Origin of the sequence: Streptomyces sp. NPDC006174 (assembly GCF_040614075.1) — a bacterium.
Classification (GTDB): domain Bacteria; phylum Actinomycetota; class Actinomycetes; order Streptomycetales; family Streptomycetaceae; genus Streptomyces.
Map to the genome: position 1 here is coordinate 349,718 of NZ_JBEXTJ010000003.1, position 16,184 is coordinate 365,901.

Annotated in this window: 13 protein-coding genes and 1 pseudogene; 8 read left to right on the plus strand and 6 right to left on the minus strand. The window is 70.2% G+C overall.

Features of this window, described 5'->3' with window-relative positions; genetic code table 11:
* Window positions 1-13: 13 nt before the first annotated feature.
* The 3 genes from ABZ267_RS09125 to ABZ267_RS09135 all read left to right on the plus strand — a co-directional run bounded on the left by ABZ267_RS09125 (window position 14) and on the right by ABZ267_RS09135 (window position 3,343).
* Window positions 14-940: an acetoacetate decarboxylase family protein gene (locus ABZ267_RS09125; protein WP_356751928.1), complete on the plus strand. Its 927-nt coding sequence runs from the start codon at window positions 14-16 to the stop codon at window positions 938-940.
* A gap of 33 nt (window positions 941-973) precedes the next feature.
* Window positions 974-2,575 carry a succinic semialdehyde dehydrogenase gene (locus ABZ267_RS09130; protein ID WP_356751930.1) on the plus strand — a complete coding sequence of 534 codons (1,602 nt, stop codon included), beginning with the start codon at window positions 974-976 and terminating at the stop codon, window positions 2,573-2,575.
* 153 nt (window positions 2,576-2,728) lie between these two features.
* Complete coding sequence (locus tag ABZ267_RS09135; protein WP_356751932.1) at window positions 2,729-3,343, plus strand: TetR/AcrR family transcriptional regulator; 615 nt, start codon at window positions 2,729-2,731, stop codon at window positions 3,341-3,343.
* A gap of 167 nt (window positions 3,344-3,510) precedes the next feature.
* Here ABZ267_RS09135 and ABZ267_RS09140 read toward each other — a convergent pair whose 3' ends face one another.
* Together ABZ267_RS09140 and ABZ267_RS09145 are read right to left on the minus strand one after the other, a co-directional pair.
* A complete protein-coding gene (locus ABZ267_RS09140) occupies window positions 3,511-4,389 on the minus strand; it encodes a class I SAM-dependent methyltransferase (RefSeq protein ID WP_356751934.1) in 879 nt (292 codons plus the stop codon).
* A 116-nt stretch (window positions 4,390-4,505) separates the two neighbouring features.
* Window positions 4,506-5,120 carry an XRE family transcriptional regulator gene (locus ABZ267_RS09145; RefSeq protein WP_356751936.1) on the minus strand — a complete coding sequence of 205 codons (615 nt, stop codon included), beginning with the start codon at window positions 5,118-5,120 and terminating at the stop codon, window positions 4,506-4,508.
* 92 nt (window positions 5,121-5,212) lie between these two features.
* Here ABZ267_RS09145 and ABZ267_RS09150 point away from each other — a divergent pair, with 92 nt between their 5' ends.
* The 3 genes from ABZ267_RS09150 (at window position 5,213) to ABZ267_RS09160 (ending at window position 9,272) form a co-directional block, all read left to right on the plus strand.
* Window positions 5,213-6,223 carry an NAD(P)/FAD-dependent oxidoreductase gene (locus ABZ267_RS09150; RefSeq protein WP_356751938.1) on the plus strand — a complete coding sequence of 337 codons (1,011 nt, stop codon included), beginning with the start codon at window positions 5,213-5,215 and terminating at the stop codon, window positions 6,221-6,223.
* Between the two features lie 500 nt (window positions 6,224-6,723).
* Window positions 6,724-8,373, plus strand: a complete 1,650-nt coding sequence (locus tag ABZ267_RS09155; protein ID WP_356751940.1) for a SpoIIE family protein phosphatase — start codon at window positions 6,724-6,726, stop codon at window positions 8,371-8,373.
* An 89-nt stretch (window positions 8,374-8,462) separates the two neighbouring features.
* Entirely contained in the window at window positions 8,463-9,272 is an 810-nt protein-coding gene (locus ABZ267_RS09160; RefSeq protein ID WP_356751942.1) for an SAM-dependent methyltransferase, read from the plus strand.
* 95 nt (window positions 9,273-9,367) lie between these two features.
* On the opposite strand, the gene ABZ267_RS09165 is transcribed toward ABZ267_RS09160, so the two are convergent.
* From ABZ267_RS09165 to ABZ267_RS09180, 4 genes are all read right to left on the minus strand, one after another.
* A complete protein-coding gene (locus ABZ267_RS09165; protein WP_356751944.1) occupies window positions 9,368-9,784 on the minus strand; it encodes a VOC family protein in 417 nt (138 codons plus the stop codon).
* 327 nt (window positions 9,785-10,111) lie between these two features.
* Window positions 10,112-11,011, minus strand: a complete 900-nt coding sequence (locus ABZ267_RS09170; protein ID WP_356751946.1) for a DUF4394 domain-containing protein — start codon at window positions 11,009-11,011, stop codon at window positions 10,112-10,114.
* A gap of 372 nt (window positions 11,012-11,383) precedes the next feature.
* A complete protein-coding gene (locus tag ABZ267_RS09175; RefSeq protein WP_356751948.1) occupies window positions 11,384-12,589 on the minus strand; it encodes a fused response regulator/phosphatase in 1,206 nt (401 codons plus the stop codon).
* Window positions 12,586-14,193 (minus strand): ATP-binding protein, encoded by a 1,608-nt coding sequence (locus ABZ267_RS09180; protein ID WP_356751949.1) that lies wholly within the window; start codon window positions 14,191-14,193, stop codon window positions 12,586-12,588. Before ABZ267_RS09180 ends, ABZ267_RS09175 begins: the two co-directional genes overlap by 4 nt.
* Before the next feature lie 114 nt (window positions 14,194-14,307).
* Between ABZ267_RS09180 and ABZ267_RS09185 the strand changes: the two genes are divergently transcribed.
* Together ABZ267_RS09185 and ABZ267_RS09190 are read left to right on the plus strand one after the other, a co-directional pair.
* Entirely contained in the window at window positions 14,308-15,078 is a 771-nt protein-coding gene (locus ABZ267_RS09185) for a response regulator (RefSeq protein WP_356751951.1), read from the plus strand.
* 440 nt (window positions 15,079-15,518) lie between these two features.
* A pseudogene (locus ABZ267_RS09190) lies at window positions 15,519-15,791 on the plus strand (hypothetical protein); the annotation flags it as partial.
* Between the last annotated feature and the right edge of the window lie 393 nt (window positions 15,792-16,184).

Below are 16,184 nucleotides of genomic sequence, written 5' to 3' on the forward strand. Positions count from 1 at the left end.
GAGGAAGCCACCCATGCCTTCTCCGCAGAAGGACAACGACACCGTCAAGGTCGACCTCGGAGGCCGCGAGGTCACGGTCCCCGAGGGCGGTCTCTACGACCGGTACCGGATGGACCCCGACCTCGACGTGATCGCCCGCGACCCGCGCGTCAGCGGCGTGGACTTCTTCCGGCAGCTGCCCAAGATCAAGGTCCACTCCGCGATCGGCCCCACGCTCACCCCGAACTTCTACTACACGGTCTCCACCGCCCGGCTGACGATGCTCGCGCCGTCCCGAGCGATCCGCGCCCGGCTGCCCGAGGAGCTGGCACCGCTCGAACTCACCCCGGGCCTCGGGCTGGTCTCGGTGATGTTCTTCCGGTACGAGGTGTGCGACATCGACTTCTACACGGAGGCCGCCGTCGGCATCGCCGTCAAGCCGGCCCGCCACGGGAAGCTCGGCTTCTTCGACCTCGTCTCCGGCCTCAAGAACGAGCACCTCGACTCCTATGTGCTCTCCCTGCCCGTGAGCACGGAGATCGCGCAGGCCCGCGGCCATGACGGCTACGGCTTCCCGAAGTGGGTCACCGGCCTCGATGTCGACATCGACGACAACCGCACGACCGCCCGCGTGGCCAACGATTCCGGCGGAGTCGACCTGGCGCTCTCGGCCGCCACACCGAAGCAGACCGCGTACCCGAGCGGCAAGCGCGTCTCCTCTCTCACCTCGTACACGTCGATCGCCGGCGCCTGGCACTCCACTCTCAGCCAGACCAACGTGCTCAACGCCGGTACGACGCGCGGCAGGAGCGGTATCGACCTTCAGGTCGGCGAAGGCCGCATGGCGGACGACCTGCGCTCGCTCAAGCCGAAGCGGACCATCCAGTTCGACGTGATGACCGAGGGTCAGCTCGCCCTGCACATGCCGGTGCCCACCTCGGTCCCGCGCCGGAACAAGTGAGCGACCCGGATCACGTACCGAAGGAGTTTTGCCATGGCCACCGACCACGCAACCCGTCCCACCACCGCCCACACCGCCGCCGCGCTTCCCGCGTCCATCACTCCGGCCCTGCTGAGGCGGCTGACCGCACAGGTCTCCGCCGGACCGGACGCCGTACGGGTCACCACCAGCGCTCCGTACACCGGCATCCCGCTGGCCGGCCTCCCGGTCTCGACGCCCGACGACGTCGAGGCCGCGTTCGCCCGCGCCCGGATCGCGCAGAGGACCTGGGCCGCCACGCCTCTGAGCGAGCGCAAGAGGGTCCTGCTCCGCTACCACGACCTGGTCCTGGCCCGTCAGGACGAGGCGCTGGACCTGATGCAGGCCGAGAACGGCAAGACCCGCCGGGACGCGTTCCTGGAAGTCGCCGACATCGGCATCGTCTCGCGGTACTACGCCCGCAACGCCGCCAAGTACCTCAGTCCCAAGCGCCGCCGCGGTGCGATCCCGCTGCTCACGCACACCACCGAACTGCGCCATCCCAAGGGCGTCGTCACCGTCATCTCGCCCTGGAACTACCCGCTCAGCATGGCGGCCGGCGACACCATCGCCGCGCTGATGGCCGGCAACGCCGTCGTCCAGAAGCCCGACACCCAGACCGCGCTCACCGCGCTGTGGTCCATGGACCTCATGTACGAGGCCGGACTCCCCCAAGACGTCTGGCAGATGGTCATCGGCCGCGGCAGCTCCGTCGGCGGTCCGCTGATGGACAACGCCGACTACATGATGTTCACCGGCTCCACCGCAAGCGGCCGCGAGATCGCCGCCAAGGCGGGCCGACGCCTCATCGGCGCCTCACTCGAACTCGGCGGCAAGAACCCCATGATCGTCCTCGCCGACGCCGACATCGAGAAGGCGGCGGAAGGCGCCGTCGCCGCCTGCTTCCCGTCCGCCGGTCAGCTGTGCGTCTCCGTCGAGCGGCTGTACGTCGCCGAGTCCATCCGCGACGAGTTCACCGCCGCGTTCACGGCCCGCGCGAAAAGGCTCAAGATCGGCGCCGCGTACGACTACAGCATGGACGTCGGCAGCCTCACCACCGACGCCCAGCTCAGGACCGTCACCGAACACGTCGACGACGCCGTCGCCAAGGGCGCGACCGTCCTTGCCGGCGGCACGGCGCGGCCCGACCTCGGCCCGCTCTTCTACGAGCCGACCGTCCTCACCGACGTCACGCCCGACATGACGCTGTACGACCACGAGACCTTCGGCCCGGTCGTCTCGGTCTACACCTACCGGGACGAGAACGAGGCCGTCGCGCTGGCCAACGCCACCTCCTACGGCCTCAACGCCGGCGTCTGGTCCCGCGACGGCGCCCGGGGCCGGGCCGTCGCCGCCCGCGTGCACGCCGGAACCGTCAACGTCAACGAGGCCTTCGCGGCCGCGTGGGGAAGCGTCGACGCGCCGATGGGCGGCATGGGCGACTCCGGACTCGGCCGACGCCACGGCGCCGACGGCATCCTCAAGTACACCGAGCCCCAGACCGTCGCCCACCAGCGCATCCAGGGCTTCACCCCGCCCGCCCGCATCAGCCCCGAGACCTGGGCAGCCCTCCTGACCGGAGCGCTCAAGTTCCTCAAGGCGGCCGGCGTCCGCTGAACGGCGGAAAACCCGACCGAACAGCACGAGGAGAGGCGGCCCGCCCACCCGGCAGGCCGCCCGGTTTCCTCTTCCTTCTCGATCACCTAAGATGTATACAACGTTCACATCAGGGAGGAGATGTGGACATGGCCAACATAAGGAGCTCGGCCCATGCCCCGGACCAGCACGTACCACCACGGCGATCTCCGCGCCGCCTGCCTTCGTGCCGCGCGCGAGCTCCTGGAGGAGGACGGCAGCGCCGGTCTCTCACTGCGCGCGGTGGCCCGGCGCGCCGGTGTGTCGGCGACGGCTCCTTACCGCCACTACGCCGACCGCGAGGCGCTCGTCTCGGCGGTGGCGGCCGAGGGGTACCGCGAGCTCGCCGGATCCCTGGCGCAGGCCCATCCCGCGCCGTCGACGCCCGATGAACTCGCCGCCGTCGCCGTGGCCTACGTACGGTTCGCGCTGGAGCATCCGGCCCTGTTCCGGGCGATGTTCGCGGAGCCGTGCGACCCGACCAGCGAGGAGCGGGTCGCCGCGACCCAGGCGATATCGCAGTACGTCCGCACCATCGTCGCCGCCACCTTCCCCGGCGTGGACGCGGACGCGCTGTCGACCACGGTCTGGGCCCTCGTCCACGGCCTCGCGTTCCTGCACCTCGACGGCAAACTCGACTCCTCCACCCCCGAAGTCGTCGCCGCGCAGGTGAACGGAGCCGTCCACGCGCTGTTCAACGCCTCTCCGGCGATGTCCCGTACGGCGGCGGCCGCCCGGCCGACGGCCTGAGAGGCGGGCTTCGGCTGCCTGCCGGAGAAGCCGGCCGTCGCGGCCGTCAGCTCGGCCTCTGCCGTCAGCTGCCCTGGCCGTCGGCGGCGATGAAGTTCGCGTACTCCTCGATGCGGTTGATCTGTCCGGCGTCGTCGAAGCCGAAGTAGACAGCGGCGTGGACCTCATCACGCACGCCGTTGGCGGCGGGCGGCCCAGACGGTGCGCTCGGTGCGTACGGCGAGATCGTCGCGGTGCAGGACACTGTTCGGGCTGCCGGTGTCCAGGAGCTCGTCGAGCGCGATGAGGTCCTCGGGGCTGAGGACGGGCGCGGCGACGCCGCGGATGCGCTGCAAGGTGCCGTAGGCGTACCGGCCGATCGTTTCGCTGCGCTCGCCTTGGATGTCGACGGAGATGGTGCGCCGGTCCGTGACGGTGAAGCCGGCGGCGGTCAGCAACGGGCCCCAGTCGGCGCCGCGGTGCGGCACGTGCTCGGCGTGGAAGCTGTCGGTCGCGGCATGGGCGCGCTCTTCGAGTCCGGGGCGGCCCTCCGGAGCGCCGGCGGGCAGGAAGCGGGGGAAGCCCGCGAGTTCGACGACGGCGAACAGGCCGTCGTGGGAGAGCAGATCGTGGACGTTGGCCAGGGCGCGGTCGGGGCGGGCCATGTGGTGCATCGAGGCCGAGGCCCAGACGAGATCCGGTGTGCCGAGGTCGGGCCAGTGGTGGGCGTCGAGGTCGGCCTGCACGGTCCGTACGCGGTCCTCGGCTCCGCGGGCGCATGCCTTCTCGCGCAGGAGCTGGAGGTGTCCGGCCGAGGTGTCGACGGCGGTGACGTGTGCGTCCGGGAAGCGTTCGAGGAGCGCGAAGGTGCCCGCTCCGGTACCGCAGCCCAGGTCCACGATCTGCCGCGGCTCGCCCGTCAGAGGCAGCCAGGCGGTGATGGACGCCACGTGCTCGGCGAGCACTTCGGCGTCGAGGTCCAGGATCTCCGCCTGACCGCCGTGGCCGTGGTCGAGGTGGTGGGCCTTTTCGCCCTGGTGAGAGGTGTGCTGGTGCGTTCGGGTCATGGCACCACCGTAGGTCCGCGATGCGCCTACCGCACGGTTCCTTGCCAGAAGCGCAAGAAGGCGGCCTGGTGCGCTGCCCGTCGCGCAAAGCCTCGGCAGACCCCCGCCGCCGGGCTCTAGTCGCCCAGACCCTGCATGCCTCCGCAGTCGGCTTCCGTGCCGTCGGCACCGGCGCCCTTCTGGTGGCCGCGGCGGGCGTCGCGGTCGAAGATGCCCAGGATCTCGCACGGTCCGCCTTCGGCCCCGATGGCGTGCGGCATCATCGTGGGGAACTCGGCCGCCTGGTTGGTCTCGACGCGGAAGCGCCGGTGGCCGAGCATCAGGACGGCGGTGCCGGACAGCACGACGAGCCATTCGCGGCCGGGATGGGCGCGCATACGGGACGGGTTGTCGGGCGGGGGCTCGGTCATCCGCTGACGCATCACGCTCATGCCGGGGTCACCCTTCACGGGCCAGCGCATCAGCCCGTGAGCGCCGTCGATCATCGGACTGATGACGACGTCGTCCGCCGCGTTCTCGACGAGCTGGTCCAAGGTGGTGTCCAGAGCGCGCGCGAGGATGACGAGCTGGTCCAGCGCGAGACGTCGCTGACCGTTCTCGATACGGCTCAGCGAGGACTGGCTGAGGTTGGCCCGGGAGGCCAGTTCCTCCAGGGACCAGCCCTGCGCGACGCGCAGAGCGCGGATCCGCTTGCGTACGAGGCTGTCCAACTGCCCATCTCCTTGCGTCATAGGCAACATGGTATGCCCTTGGTGCAATGCGGCGTTAGCGTCGTGGCCAGATGGTCCGGTACGGAGGGCCATGTACGACGAAAGGGCGCGGCATGTCTGCGCAGATGTCCCACGACGCGAGCGACGCTCTGAGCGGCACGACCGTGGATGTGGTGGTGATCGGCGGTGGCGCCGCCGGCCTGAACGGTGCGCTGATGCTCGCGCGCTCGCGCCGCTCGGTGGTCGTCATCGACAGCGGCACCCCGCGCAACGCTCCCGCCGACGCCATGCACGGCTTCATCGTCCTGGACGGCACCTCGCCCGCGGAAATCCTCCGGCGCGGCCGGGAGCAGGTACGGGCGTACGGCGGCCGGGTCGTCTTCGGCGAGGTGGTCTCCGCCGCGCCTGCCGACGCGTCGCCCGACGGCGACCCGCGGTTCACGCTCACCCTGGCCGACGGCCGCACGGTGACGGCGCGCCGGGTGCTGGTGGCCACCGGCCTGCGCGACGAGCTGCCCGACGTACCGGGCCTGGCCGCCCACTGGGGCCACAGTGCCGTGCACTGCCCCTACTGCCACGGCTATGAGGTCCGCGACGAACCGATCGGCATCCTCGCCACCGGCCCCGCCTCGGTCCACCACGCCTGGCTCTTCCGTCAACTCACCGACGACCTGGTCTACTTCACCCGAGGCACCGAGCTGGACGCCGATACCCGTGCCCGCTTCGCCGCCCGGTCCATCCGCGTGCTCGAAGCCCAGGTCAGCGCCATCGTCGACGACGAGGACGGTGCCTTGGCCGGCGTACGCCTGGACGACGGCACCGTGGTGGAGCGGCGCGTCCTGGCCGTGGCCACGCGGCTGGAGGCCCGCACCGAAGGGTTGGAGGGCCTGGACCTGCCGGTCGAGGAGCTGCCCGACGCCATGGGCCACCGCTTCGCCTCCGCCATGGCCGGCACCACCGAGGTGCCGGGTGTGTGGGTGGCGGGCAACGCCTCCGACCTCACCGCCCAGGTCGGCGCCTCCGCGGCGGCCGGAGCCCTGGCCGGCTCCCACATCAACGCCCTGCTGGCCACCGCGGACACCGACGCCGCGCTCGCCGAGGCCGCGCGCACGACCACCCGCTGACCACCTCCTGGCCCTTCTCTGACACAGCGGCCCCGCTGCTGGGACGAGGAGGCAACGCCCGCGAAGGCCGTGCTCAAGGAGAACGTCGCCGCTCGCTGACCTCGCAGGACCCCGGCCCCGCGGCCGGAGTGCGAGCACCGTCGTGTGACGGCCGGCCGCTGAGTGCACCATGGCTTTCGGATGCGCCCAGCGGCCCCGCCGCTCCCGGTCACGGCCCATCGCTCCCATCACCTGCGGGAGCAGCACCCATGAGTACCTTCGAGTCGACCGCCGAGACCTTCGACGAGGACGTCTCCGGCGGTCGCGCGGTGCCGGACGGCCGCCGGCGCTGGATGTGCTGATATCCCGGATGCGAGGGATCATCGGAGCATGAGTGGTGGTGATCCACTGGTGCCGTCCGGACAGTGGGGCAGGCGGAGACGGTCAGGACCGGCAGCAAAGGACGCTGCGCCGCCGGCCCGGCCCTCGGGCTCGCCGGCCCGGCGGCGCAGGGGACAGCCGTGAACGAGGAGCGTCTCCTCAAGCGGTACCAGGCGCTCATGGGGGCCGTGCCGCAGTCGGTGTGGGTGATGTCGCCAGGCGGTGTCGTCACCGTGTTGTCCGGCGGAGGAATCGCCGAGAGGCTGTGGACTCCGGGCGCCGACACCTCGTGGATGGACGCCGTGCACCCCAAGGACCGGGACTGGTTCCGGCGGGCGTGGCGCAGGGCCACGCAGCAGCGGTCCCCTCTCGACACGATCGTCCGGGTGCGGCTCGACGGCGCCGCCGACCGCTTCCGTCACGTCAAGATCATCGCCGCGCCCGTCGTCGACGAGGTCGGTGAGGTGGAGTTCGTCGGAACTGCCACCGACGCCGAGGAGCACTGGCGCACCCGAATGCGGGAGAAGCTGCTGGCGCGCATGGCGGCGGTGCCCGCGGCCCGTGATCTTTCGGAGGCCTTTCTGACGACGGCGGCGGCCGTCGTGCCCGAACTCGCCGACGCCGTGGCCATCTTTCGCGTGGAGGAGGGCGTTCAGGCCGGAGGGCGGTCGTCCGGTGCACCGGCCGCGGCGTCGCCGGAGCGCGTGGGGCTTGCGCCCGGGCTGCCTTCCCTGCCTCCACTGGACTCCGGTTTTCTGCTGGGTCCGGTCGCCCGGCGGGCCATCGAGAGCCAGGAGGCCCGGCTGCTGGTCTTCGGGCCCGACGGGCCTCCCGGGGAGGGGCTCTCGGACGTTTCCCTCCGGTGGCTGCGGGAGGCCCACGCGACAGGCATGGCCTTGCTGCCCGTGGTGGTGGACGGCCGGACCGTCGCGCTGGCGACCATCGCGACCTGCCGGGGCAACCCTCCTCCGGACGAGGCCGACCTGTCCCTGCTGCGGGACGTCTTCCAGCAGATGAGCGGACCGCTGCGCCGGACGATGGAGCTGCAGAGCATCCGTGGCACGGCGCTCGCGCTGCAGCAGTCGTTCCTGGCTCCCCCGCCGTCCATCGACGGTCTCACGATCTCCGCGCTCTACCATCCGGCGGACTCGGCGGCGGAAGTCGGCGGGGACTGGTACGACGCCGTCCGGCTCTCCGCCGACGCCCTCGCTCTCTCCATCGGTGACATCGCGGGCCACGACCTCGACGCGGCCACGGCGATGGGACGGGTCAACAGCATCCTGAGAGGGCTCGCGTACGACAGCGGCCCGGCCGCCAGTCCGGCGGTCACCCTGAGCCGCCTCGACCGCATCGTGCAGGCGCTCGACAGCCCGTCGATGGTCACGGCGGTGCACGCGGTGATGCGCCGGCAGCCACACGGCGGCTGGCACATCGCCCTGTCCAACGCCGGCCACCCGCCGCCCCTGCTGATCCCGGCCGACGCACCGTCGCACTATCTGCACGGCCTCACGGCCCAGGATCCGCCCCTGTGCGTAACCGACTCCTTCCTCCGCACCACCCACCACGCAGACCTGCGTGAGGGCGACACCTTGATGTTCTACACCGACGGGCTGGTGGAGACGCCGGACACGGACATCGGTGACAACCTCCGGCGGCTGCGTGAACGCACCGACGCGCTGGCCCGCCGGAGCCCACCGCTGTCGTCCCTGATCCGCGGCCTGCTGCCGCCTCTGCACCACCGCCGGGACGACATCGCCATCATCGCCCTGCAGGCGCATCCGGACGCGTGAGCGCCCGTACCGAGAACCTCATCGTTTGCGCCCGGAACAGTGCCTCTATACCGTCGAGGAGGCCCGTCCTCGGACGAAAGAAGCTCCGCATGAATACGCCGAACGACCGTCAAGGCGGACTGACGACCTCACGGGCCCACTCCGCCCGGGTGTACGACTACATCCTGGGTGGCAAGGACCACTACCCCGTGGATGTGGAAGCGGGCGAAGCCATGTGCCGGCACTGGCCCGCCCTGCCCGTGCACATGCTGGAGAACCGCCGGTTCATGCACCGCGCTGCGCGTTTCCTGGCGGAGGACCGAGGCATCCGTCAGTTCCTCGACATCGGGACCGGTCTTCCGACGTCGCCGAACCTGCACGAGATCGTGCAGGAGGTGGCTCCGGACTGCCACGTGGTCTACGTCGACAACGACCCCATCGTTCTCGCTCACGCCCGTGCCCTGCTGCAGAGTTCACCCGAGGGCGCCACCGCCTACGTGGACGCGAACATGCACGACCCCGATGCCATCCTGGACAGTCCCGAGTTCCGCGATCTCATCGACCTGAACCGGCCCGTCGGTCTCATGGTGATCGGCATCATGCACTTCATCCTGCCCCCGGACGACCGGCGGCTGGTCCAACACCTGCTGGACCCGCTGCCCTCCGGCAGCTACCTGGCGATGACCATCGGCACCGCGGACTTCGCGCCCGAGGAGGTGGGCCGGGTGGCGGAGGAGTACCGGCAGCAGAACATGCCCATGGCTCTACGCGATCTCCGGACCGCCACCTCGTTCTTCGACGGTCTGGAGCTGCAGGAGCCAGGGGTCACCCAGGTGCACTCCTGGCGCCCGGGCCCGGAACAGAACGGCGTCGACGGCCGCGACATCGCCATGTACGGAGCGGTCGCCGGAAAGCCCTGAGTGTCGGCCCGGACCAGGTACCGATGTCACGGGATCGCCGGGCTCAGCCGCCCTGTCCCTCCAAGTCCGTTGCGGGACAGCCTTTGTGCTCCACGTCAGCTGCTGGGCGCGAAGAGTTCCAGAGCGATATCGTCCGGGTCGCGGAACTCCAGGATGTATCCCGCTCCGATGTCCTTGATCCCCTCGTGGGCCACGCCGAGCTCGTCGAGGTGACGCAGCGCCGTCTCCAGATCCGCCCGGCTGTCCACGGCGAAGCTGACATGGTCCAGCCCCACCCGGTCCTCGTCGAAGCGATCCGAGGCGACCGGACGCAGACCCAGGAGAGAGTCACCGAGTTGGTAGATCACCCCGCCGAAGAGGAAGGAGAGCTGCTCCCGGGTCGCACGGTCGGCGTCGGGAGGAAGGTCGAAGGCCACCGGCAGCCCGAGGACCGCGTCGTAGAAGGCACGAGAGCGCTCGATATCGGTGACGGTAAGACGCACATGGGCGAAAGCGCGGGGCTGGATCGTCATGACCTCATGCTGCACTCTCCAACCGCGTGACCGGCGGCTCAGCTCGCCGAGCGATCAGGCGAACCCCCGGTGCGGGTCCCGCACTCGTGCAGGGGCGAACGGGCCGAGCGGTGAGAAATCCTCTCGCAGACCAATCCACCACCCGTCCGGTGGCGAATGCCCATCGCGCGGTCGCTCGGAAGGAGCACCGCGCACAGCGGCACCATCGAAGATGGACGCCGCGCCTGTTCCCCGCGGTGACGGCCTGTGAGGAACAGCTGCTGCGGGACGCCACTCCTGGGGCGCCCCGCGGCAGCGATTGCCCTCCGAGCACGACGGCGAAGCGCGTCAGCTCTGGTTGAGAGGAAGGGCGACGTCGGTGACCTGGTGGTTCTTGGGGAAGGCGCCGATGTTCCGTGCCTGGCCGGTCAGGACGTCGACGTCGTAGAAGCGGTAGGCGCCGTTGACGCCGAGTGCGGCGAAGCCGTGGTTCATCCGGGTCCGGTGCGAGAAGTAGATGTCGAATCCGGCGTTCGGGCCGGCGTTGACCCCGAGGTTGCCGGTGGGGGCGAGGGTGCCGGAGTTGGCGGGCGACTGGAGTAAGTCCCGGTCGTTCGCCGTGTCGATGTCGAACAGGGACGTCGCGGTGTCGGCGTCGAGGTCGTTGTTCGTGTACGCGGCGCCGGTCACGCCCTTGGCCGTCGACGGAGGCGTCGTCGGGTTCGTCAGCGGGGTGTCGACGGTGGTGGTGCGCGGGGCGGCCGGGTCGTCGATCTTGTGGCGCAGGTTCTGGCCGGTGTCGCTGATGACGCGCAGGCGGTTCGCCGCCGGGTTGAAGTCGGCCCCGAAGAACTTGCCGGCCGGCGCCACGGTCAGCTGCGACACCTTGGTCGCCTTGGCGTTGCGGGTGTTCAGGGTGTAGATGCCGCCCTTATCGCCGACTCCGTACAGCTTGGTGTCCTGCACCCGGAAGTCGATGCCGACCAGTTCGGTGTCCTTCTCGAGGCCGCTGACCTTGCCCAGCTGCCACGGCTTGGAGGGCGCTCCGGTACGGAACTCCACCAGCCGCTGACCGGTGGTGAGGCCGATCACCGCGAGCCCGTCGTCTCCGGCCCTCCGGTCTCCCGGACCGGACCCGTCCTGTACGGCTCCTGTGGGCAGCGGACCGGCCGCCCACGCGCCTGTCGATGCCGGGACGACCATGGACACCGCTGCGGTCAGGGCCGCGACGAGAACTGCTTTGCGCATCTGTGTCTCCTACGAGGTGCGACTCCCGGCCATCGGGCGTCAAGAGCGACGAGAACCCGTGCGCACCCGGCCCGCCCGCCGCGCAGGCCCATCCAGCCCGCAGCCGCACGAGGGCCTCACCGACGTCCTGCCGCGGGTCGAAGCACGATGCCGCTGTACGCCCGTCGCCATGCCTCCTCACCCGGAGGCCAGGACTTCGTGGAACTCGCGGCGCGGGCACCACCCCGGCGGGTGACGGCCTCGGTGCTCCCCGGCGGGCAGCGCCTGGAGGTCTCCGATGCAGAAACCCGCAGCCGGAACGGCGATGGGGTACGAGACGTGAAGCAAACGGAGACCGGGGTACGGCGGAGACGTCCGGAGGCTGTCCAGCCGTCAGGAGGAGGAAGACAGGTCGCCCCAGTCGAGGCGGAGCACGGCCAGATCGTCGGAGTGCCGTCCGGCGTTCAGCCGGTGGGTTTCCTGGATGAGCCGGTCCACATGGGCGTCCGGGTCTGCCGGTGGCAGGCTCCCGATCAGTGCGAGGAGACCTTCCACGCCGAGTCGTTCGTGGTCTGCGCCGCTGAGGCCTTCGGTCAGGCCGTCCGTATAGAGGGTGAGGGCTCCGTCGGGCGGAAGCGGGACGGTGGTGGCGGGCCAGGAGCGAAGCCCTGGGACGATCCCGAGCGCGATGCCGTGTGCTGCGGTCACTTCATGAGTCCCGTCCACCGTGGTCATCAGGGGCTCGTGGTGGCCGGCGAGATGGAAGGTGAGGGTGGCGGCCCGCTGGTCCAGGGTGAGAAGGGTGCAGGTGGCGAACAGGGAGTGGCTGCCTCGCTCGGCGATCAGGATGCGCTCCATCAGGTGGAGCAGATCCTCGCCGCGATGTCCGCCGAGCACGAGGGAGCGCCAGGCGATCCGCAGGAAGACACCGAGCGCGGCGGCGTCGGGGCCGTGGCCGCTGACATCGCCCACGACCGCGTGGAGCAGGCCGTCGTCGCCCTCCACCACGTCGAGGAAGTCCCCGCCCAGCAGTGCCATGGCGGCGCCGGGCAGATAGCGGGAGGTCACCTGCACCGAGGAGGTGTCGAGCATGGGCTGCGGGAGCAGGCCGCGTTCCAGGCGGGCGTTCTCTTCCGCGCGCTGCCGGGCGGCCTGGGCTTCGGCGTTCGCGCGTTCTATCTGGCTGCGATAGACGGCGTAGCGCACGGTGCGGTGCAGGAGGTCCGCTTCGACCTTGCCTTTGACGAGGTAGTCCTGGGCGCCGGCAGCCATCGCCTCGGTGCCCGCCTGGGCCTCGGAGAGTCCGGTCAGGACGATCACGGCTGTATGCGGGGCCAGCGTTCGTACGGCGGTGAGCGCGGCGATGCCCGACACGTCCGGCAGGTGCAGATCGAGGAGGATGCAGTCGGCCTGGTTGTCGCCCAGTTCGGTGCGGGCTTCGGCCAGCGTGGTGCGAGTGGTCAGCTCGAAGCTCAGCCCTGTGTCGTGGAGGAGTTCCTCGACGAGCAGGGCATCGCCCAGGTCGTCCTCGATGAGGAGGATGCGGTATCCGGGCGGGCCCGAGGGTGTATCAGGAGTGTGCTGTACGGCTGCGCTCATCGCGCCGCCTCCGCGTTCGCACGCGTGGCCTCCGGAAGGACGGACGGGACGGGACTCTGCGACGGTTCGGGGGCCAGGGTGAACGTCACACGGGTTCCGTTGCGGTAGTCCGGGTCGATGGTGATGGTGCCGCCGTGGAATTCGACGATCTTCTTGCACATCGCCAGGCCGATGCCGCTGCCGCTGTAGGTGTCCTTGGTGTGCAGCCTCTGGAAGATGACGAAGATCTTTTCTGCGTACTCGGGAGGGATACCGATGCCGTTGTCGGTGACGGTGAACCGCCACAGCCCGGCCTCTCGGGCCGCTGTGATGTGAATCCTCGGGGTCTCGCCCGGGCGACGGAACTTGACGGCGTTGCCGATCAGGTTCTGCCAGAGCATGACCATCTGGCTGGGGTCGGCGACCAGGTCGGGCAGGGGGTCGTGCGTGATCGTCGCCCCGGTCTCTTCGACGGCCACACTCAGCGCCGACAGTGTCTCCTCCAGCACCGTGTCCAGGTCGATGCTCTGTTGGGCGTTGTGGACCCTGCCCACGCGGGAGAAGTTGAGCAGGTCGCTGATGAGGGTCTGCATGCGGTTCGCCCCGTCGACGGCGAAGTCGATGTACTGGTCCGCTCGCTCGTCGAGCTGACCTCCGTAGCGGCGCTGCAGGAGCTGGGTGAAGCTGGACACCTTGCGCAGCGGTTCCTGGAGGTCGTGGGAGGCTACGTAGGCGAACTGCTCCAGTTCGGCGTTGGAGCGCTGGAGATCCGCTGCCTGCGCGTCCAGCCGCAGCCGCGCCTCCTCGGTGAAGGCCAGTTCCCTCACGAGGCGTCGGCGCATGAAATCGATCTCACCGCTCAGACGCCGCAGGTCGGCCGGGCCGGTCGGGGTGATGGGATGGTCGAAGTCACCCGCGGCGATGGTGCGGGCGTCGGTGCCCAGACGCTCCAGGGGCCGGTTGATCCCGCGGCGCAGCCCTTCGAAGACAAGAGCGGCCAGAGCGATCATGAGCAGCGCGATGGTGCCGAACACCCAGTTGCGCAGTGTCACCGTGGACTGCAGGTCCGCTCTGGCCTGAACGCGGTCCACGCGCAACCTCTCCTGCTGGCTCTCCAGGGCGGCGCGAATCTCGTCGAAGGCGGCTTTGCCCTCGGCCACCTGTTCCGCGGCCAGCGAGGAGGGCGTGCCCGGCGGTGCGGCGGCGACGGGCCGGGCGATCCTCTCCTGCCACCTGTCCACGGCCTCCCGTACCGCCTTCAGGTCGTTCAGCCGGGCGCGGTCGTCGTGGAGCAGCTCCTCGAGCGACCGGGCATGTGCCTTCTGGTCCGCGATTCCCTGTCGGTAGGGGGCCAGGAAGTCCGGTATGCCGGTCAGTCCGTAGCCGCGGATACCGGTCTCCTGATTGACCAGAGCCGTTTCCAGGCGGAACGCGGTAGCCAGGGAGGGGGACCGTACGTCCGTGAGGTCGTTGCTGATCGACTGGGTCCGCCCCATCACCAACGCCCCCGCCACCCCGAGCAGGGCCAGGACCACCAGCGACGCGGTCACTCCCACGCGAAGCCAGCGCCGGGTCGTCCATGTGGACAGTCTCCGCGGGCGCGGTTGCCGTTCGTCGCCGGTCATCCTGGAAGCTCCTCGGTGTGGCAGCCGCCTCTGGTCGGCTGTGGCCAGCACACTCTAGACCCACCCGACAACGGATGTTGTCGCAGGGCCGTTCGGGGGCCTACAGTGCCGGGTATGCCAGGCAAGAACTTCGCTCTGCGGACCACCCCTCAGGAGACAGCCGCCATCGCGGACGCGAGGATCGGCGATCTCGCGCAGCGCCTTGCCCACCAGCTGCGGGAAGCGCCGGCATCTCCCGCATCCGGCGACCCGGCGTACCCGCTGACCATGCTCCACGTCCTTGACCAGCTGCAGCAGGCCACTGAGAGGCTTCAGCGGCAAGCGGCCACGGACGCCGCCCGCGCCGGTGCCGGCTACCCGCAGATCGGCGCCGCCTGCGACATGACCCGCCAAGGCGCCCGGCGCCGCTGGCCGGGACTCTTCCACCACTCGAACGAAAAACCCACGGAGCACCCGACGATGACCACTCCCGCCCGCCCCTTCGACGTCCTGCTCGTCGAGGACGACATCGCCGACGCCATGCTCATCGAAGAAGCCCTCTCCGAGCGTGGGACCCGCAACCTGGTCCAGGTCACCGACGGGGTCGCCGCTCTGGAGCACCTTCGCGCACCCGACTCGGTCCGGCCCGACCTCATCGTCCTCGACCTCAACATGCCCCGCATGAACGGCCACGACCTGCTGAAGGTCCTGAAGACCGACGAGAACCTGCAGGCCATCCCCGTCGTCGTCCTCACCACGTCGACCGCCCCGGACGACGTCACCGGCGCGTACACCAGCCACGCCAACGCCTACGTGACCAAGCCCGTCAACCTGGACGCCTTCGAGCAGGCCGTCCAGAGCATCGACGCCTTCTACCTCGACACCGCCACCCGGCCCCGCCTCTGAGCCGACCGGATCCCTGACGCAGCGGCTGCCGTGGCCCGTCACCACCAGGCGCAGGGATCGGCGTACCGGAGTTCCCGGGCGGGCGGCGTGACGGCGCGCCCCGGGAACTCCGGCCGGGCCCGCAGAAGGGTCGGCCTCGGCGCACTCCCTGCCAGGGCTACCCGCTCCTGAGCCCGGACGGACCGGTACTGGGCAGCTTCCGTGTCATCGACGGCGCCCCGCGCACCTGGTCGCAGACCGACCTGATCACGCCGGCCACGCTCAGCCGGCCGGTCTCCGCGTAAGTCCTACTGCGCCACAGAGCCTGGCCGCCGCGCGGAAGGCCCAGCAAGTCTCCTCCGACCTCGCGCACTCGCTGCGGCAGGGCCTGCTGTCCTCGACGTCGAGGCCGGTGCCCGGCCTGAACGTGGCCACCTCCTGTCTTCCCGCTTCCGTCAATGGACGGCCCGTTCGGCCCGGCCTGCGCGTCCCTCCCCCAGGACGGCGCGGGCTCCTTCGACGGCATGGCCCAGGACCCGGTCGCCACCGCCGCCTCCAACAACCCGGCCCTGCCCACTCCGGTCACCGCGGTCGAGAAGGCCGGCCTCGTCGACACCCTCCAGAAGTCGACCCTCGCCACCAGGGGTTCCGGCGAGGGCTGCACGGTCGACGATGCCTCCAAGGTCGTCTGCGGCAACGTCCCCACCGCCTCCGTCGTGGACACCGTCCTCATGGTCCGAGTCCAGCCGGATTCAGGGCCGCACAGTGCACAGGGCGAGAAGGCGGTTGAATCCCTGGGTGTTGCTGGGGCCCGTGTGGCCGCCGGGTCCGGATGAGCCGACGGTGCACCGGGCCAGCAGACAGAGGTTGCCACCCTGTATTCCCCGGTAGGAGGCGAGCGGACCGGAGGAGGTTCCGCCTTCCCGCGCAGTGTGTGCCTGACGGGGCGCCACCTCGGAAGAGGCGGCGGCCGAGGCAGCGGGAGCGGAAGCCAGCAGCACGGTACCGGCGAGAGCTCCGACGAGCTGCCACCGCAGAGCGGGAATCGGGGTCTTCATGGAGTTCTCCAGTTCATTCCGGGACTCGGGAACGTGGTGCCCGAACGAATGTCCGGGCTTCAGCTCTTC

Excerpts from the sequence above, each read along its gene's own strand:
- ABZ267_RS09165 (WP_356751944.1), bottom strand. The coding sequence starts at position 9,784 with ATGACGATCCAGCCCCGCGCTTTCGCCCATGTGCGTCTTACCGTCACC.
- ABZ267_RS09140 (WP_356751934.1), bottom strand. The coding sequence starts at position 4,389 with ATGACCCGAACGCACCAGCACACCTCTCACCAGGGCGAAAAGGCCCAC.
- ABZ267_RS09185 (WP_356751951.1), top strand. The coding sequence starts at position 14,308 with ATGCCAGGCAAGAACTTCGCTCTGCGGACCACCCCTCAGGAGACAGCC.
- ABZ267_RS09180 (WP_356751949.1), bottom strand. The coding sequence starts at position 14,193 with ATGACCGGCGACGAACGGCAACCGCGCCCGCGGAGACTGTCCACATGG.
- ABZ267_RS09130 (WP_356751930.1), top strand. The coding sequence starts at position 974 with ATGGCCACCGACCACGCAACCCGTCCCACCACCGCCCACACCGCCGCC.
- ABZ267_RS09160 (WP_356751942.1), top strand. The coding sequence starts at position 8,463 with ATGAATACGCCGAACGACCGTCAAGGCGGACTGACGACCTCACGGGCC.
- ABZ267_RS09125 (WP_356751928.1), top strand. The coding sequence starts at position 14 with ATGCCTTCTCCGCAGAAGGACAACGACACCGTCAAGGTCGACCTCGGA.
- ABZ267_RS09135 (WP_356751932.1), top strand. The coding sequence starts at position 2,729 with ATGCCCCGGACCAGCACGTACCACCACGGCGATCTCCGCGCCGCCTGC.
- ABZ267_RS09175 (WP_356751948.1), bottom strand. The coding sequence starts at position 12,589 with ATGAGCGCAGCCGTACAGCACACTCCTGATACACCCTCGGGCCCGCCC.
- ABZ267_RS09170 (WP_356751946.1), bottom strand. The coding sequence starts at position 11,011 with ATGCGCAAAGCAGTTCTCGTCGCGGCCCTGACCGCAGCGGTGTCCATG.
- ABZ267_RS09150 (WP_356751938.1), top strand. The coding sequence starts at position 5,213 with ATGTCTGCGCAGATGTCCCACGACGCGAGCGACGCTCTGAGCGGCACG.
- ABZ267_RS09145 (WP_356751936.1), bottom strand. The coding sequence starts at position 5,120 with ATGACGCAAGGAGATGGGCAGTTGGACAGCCTCGTACGCAAGCGGATC.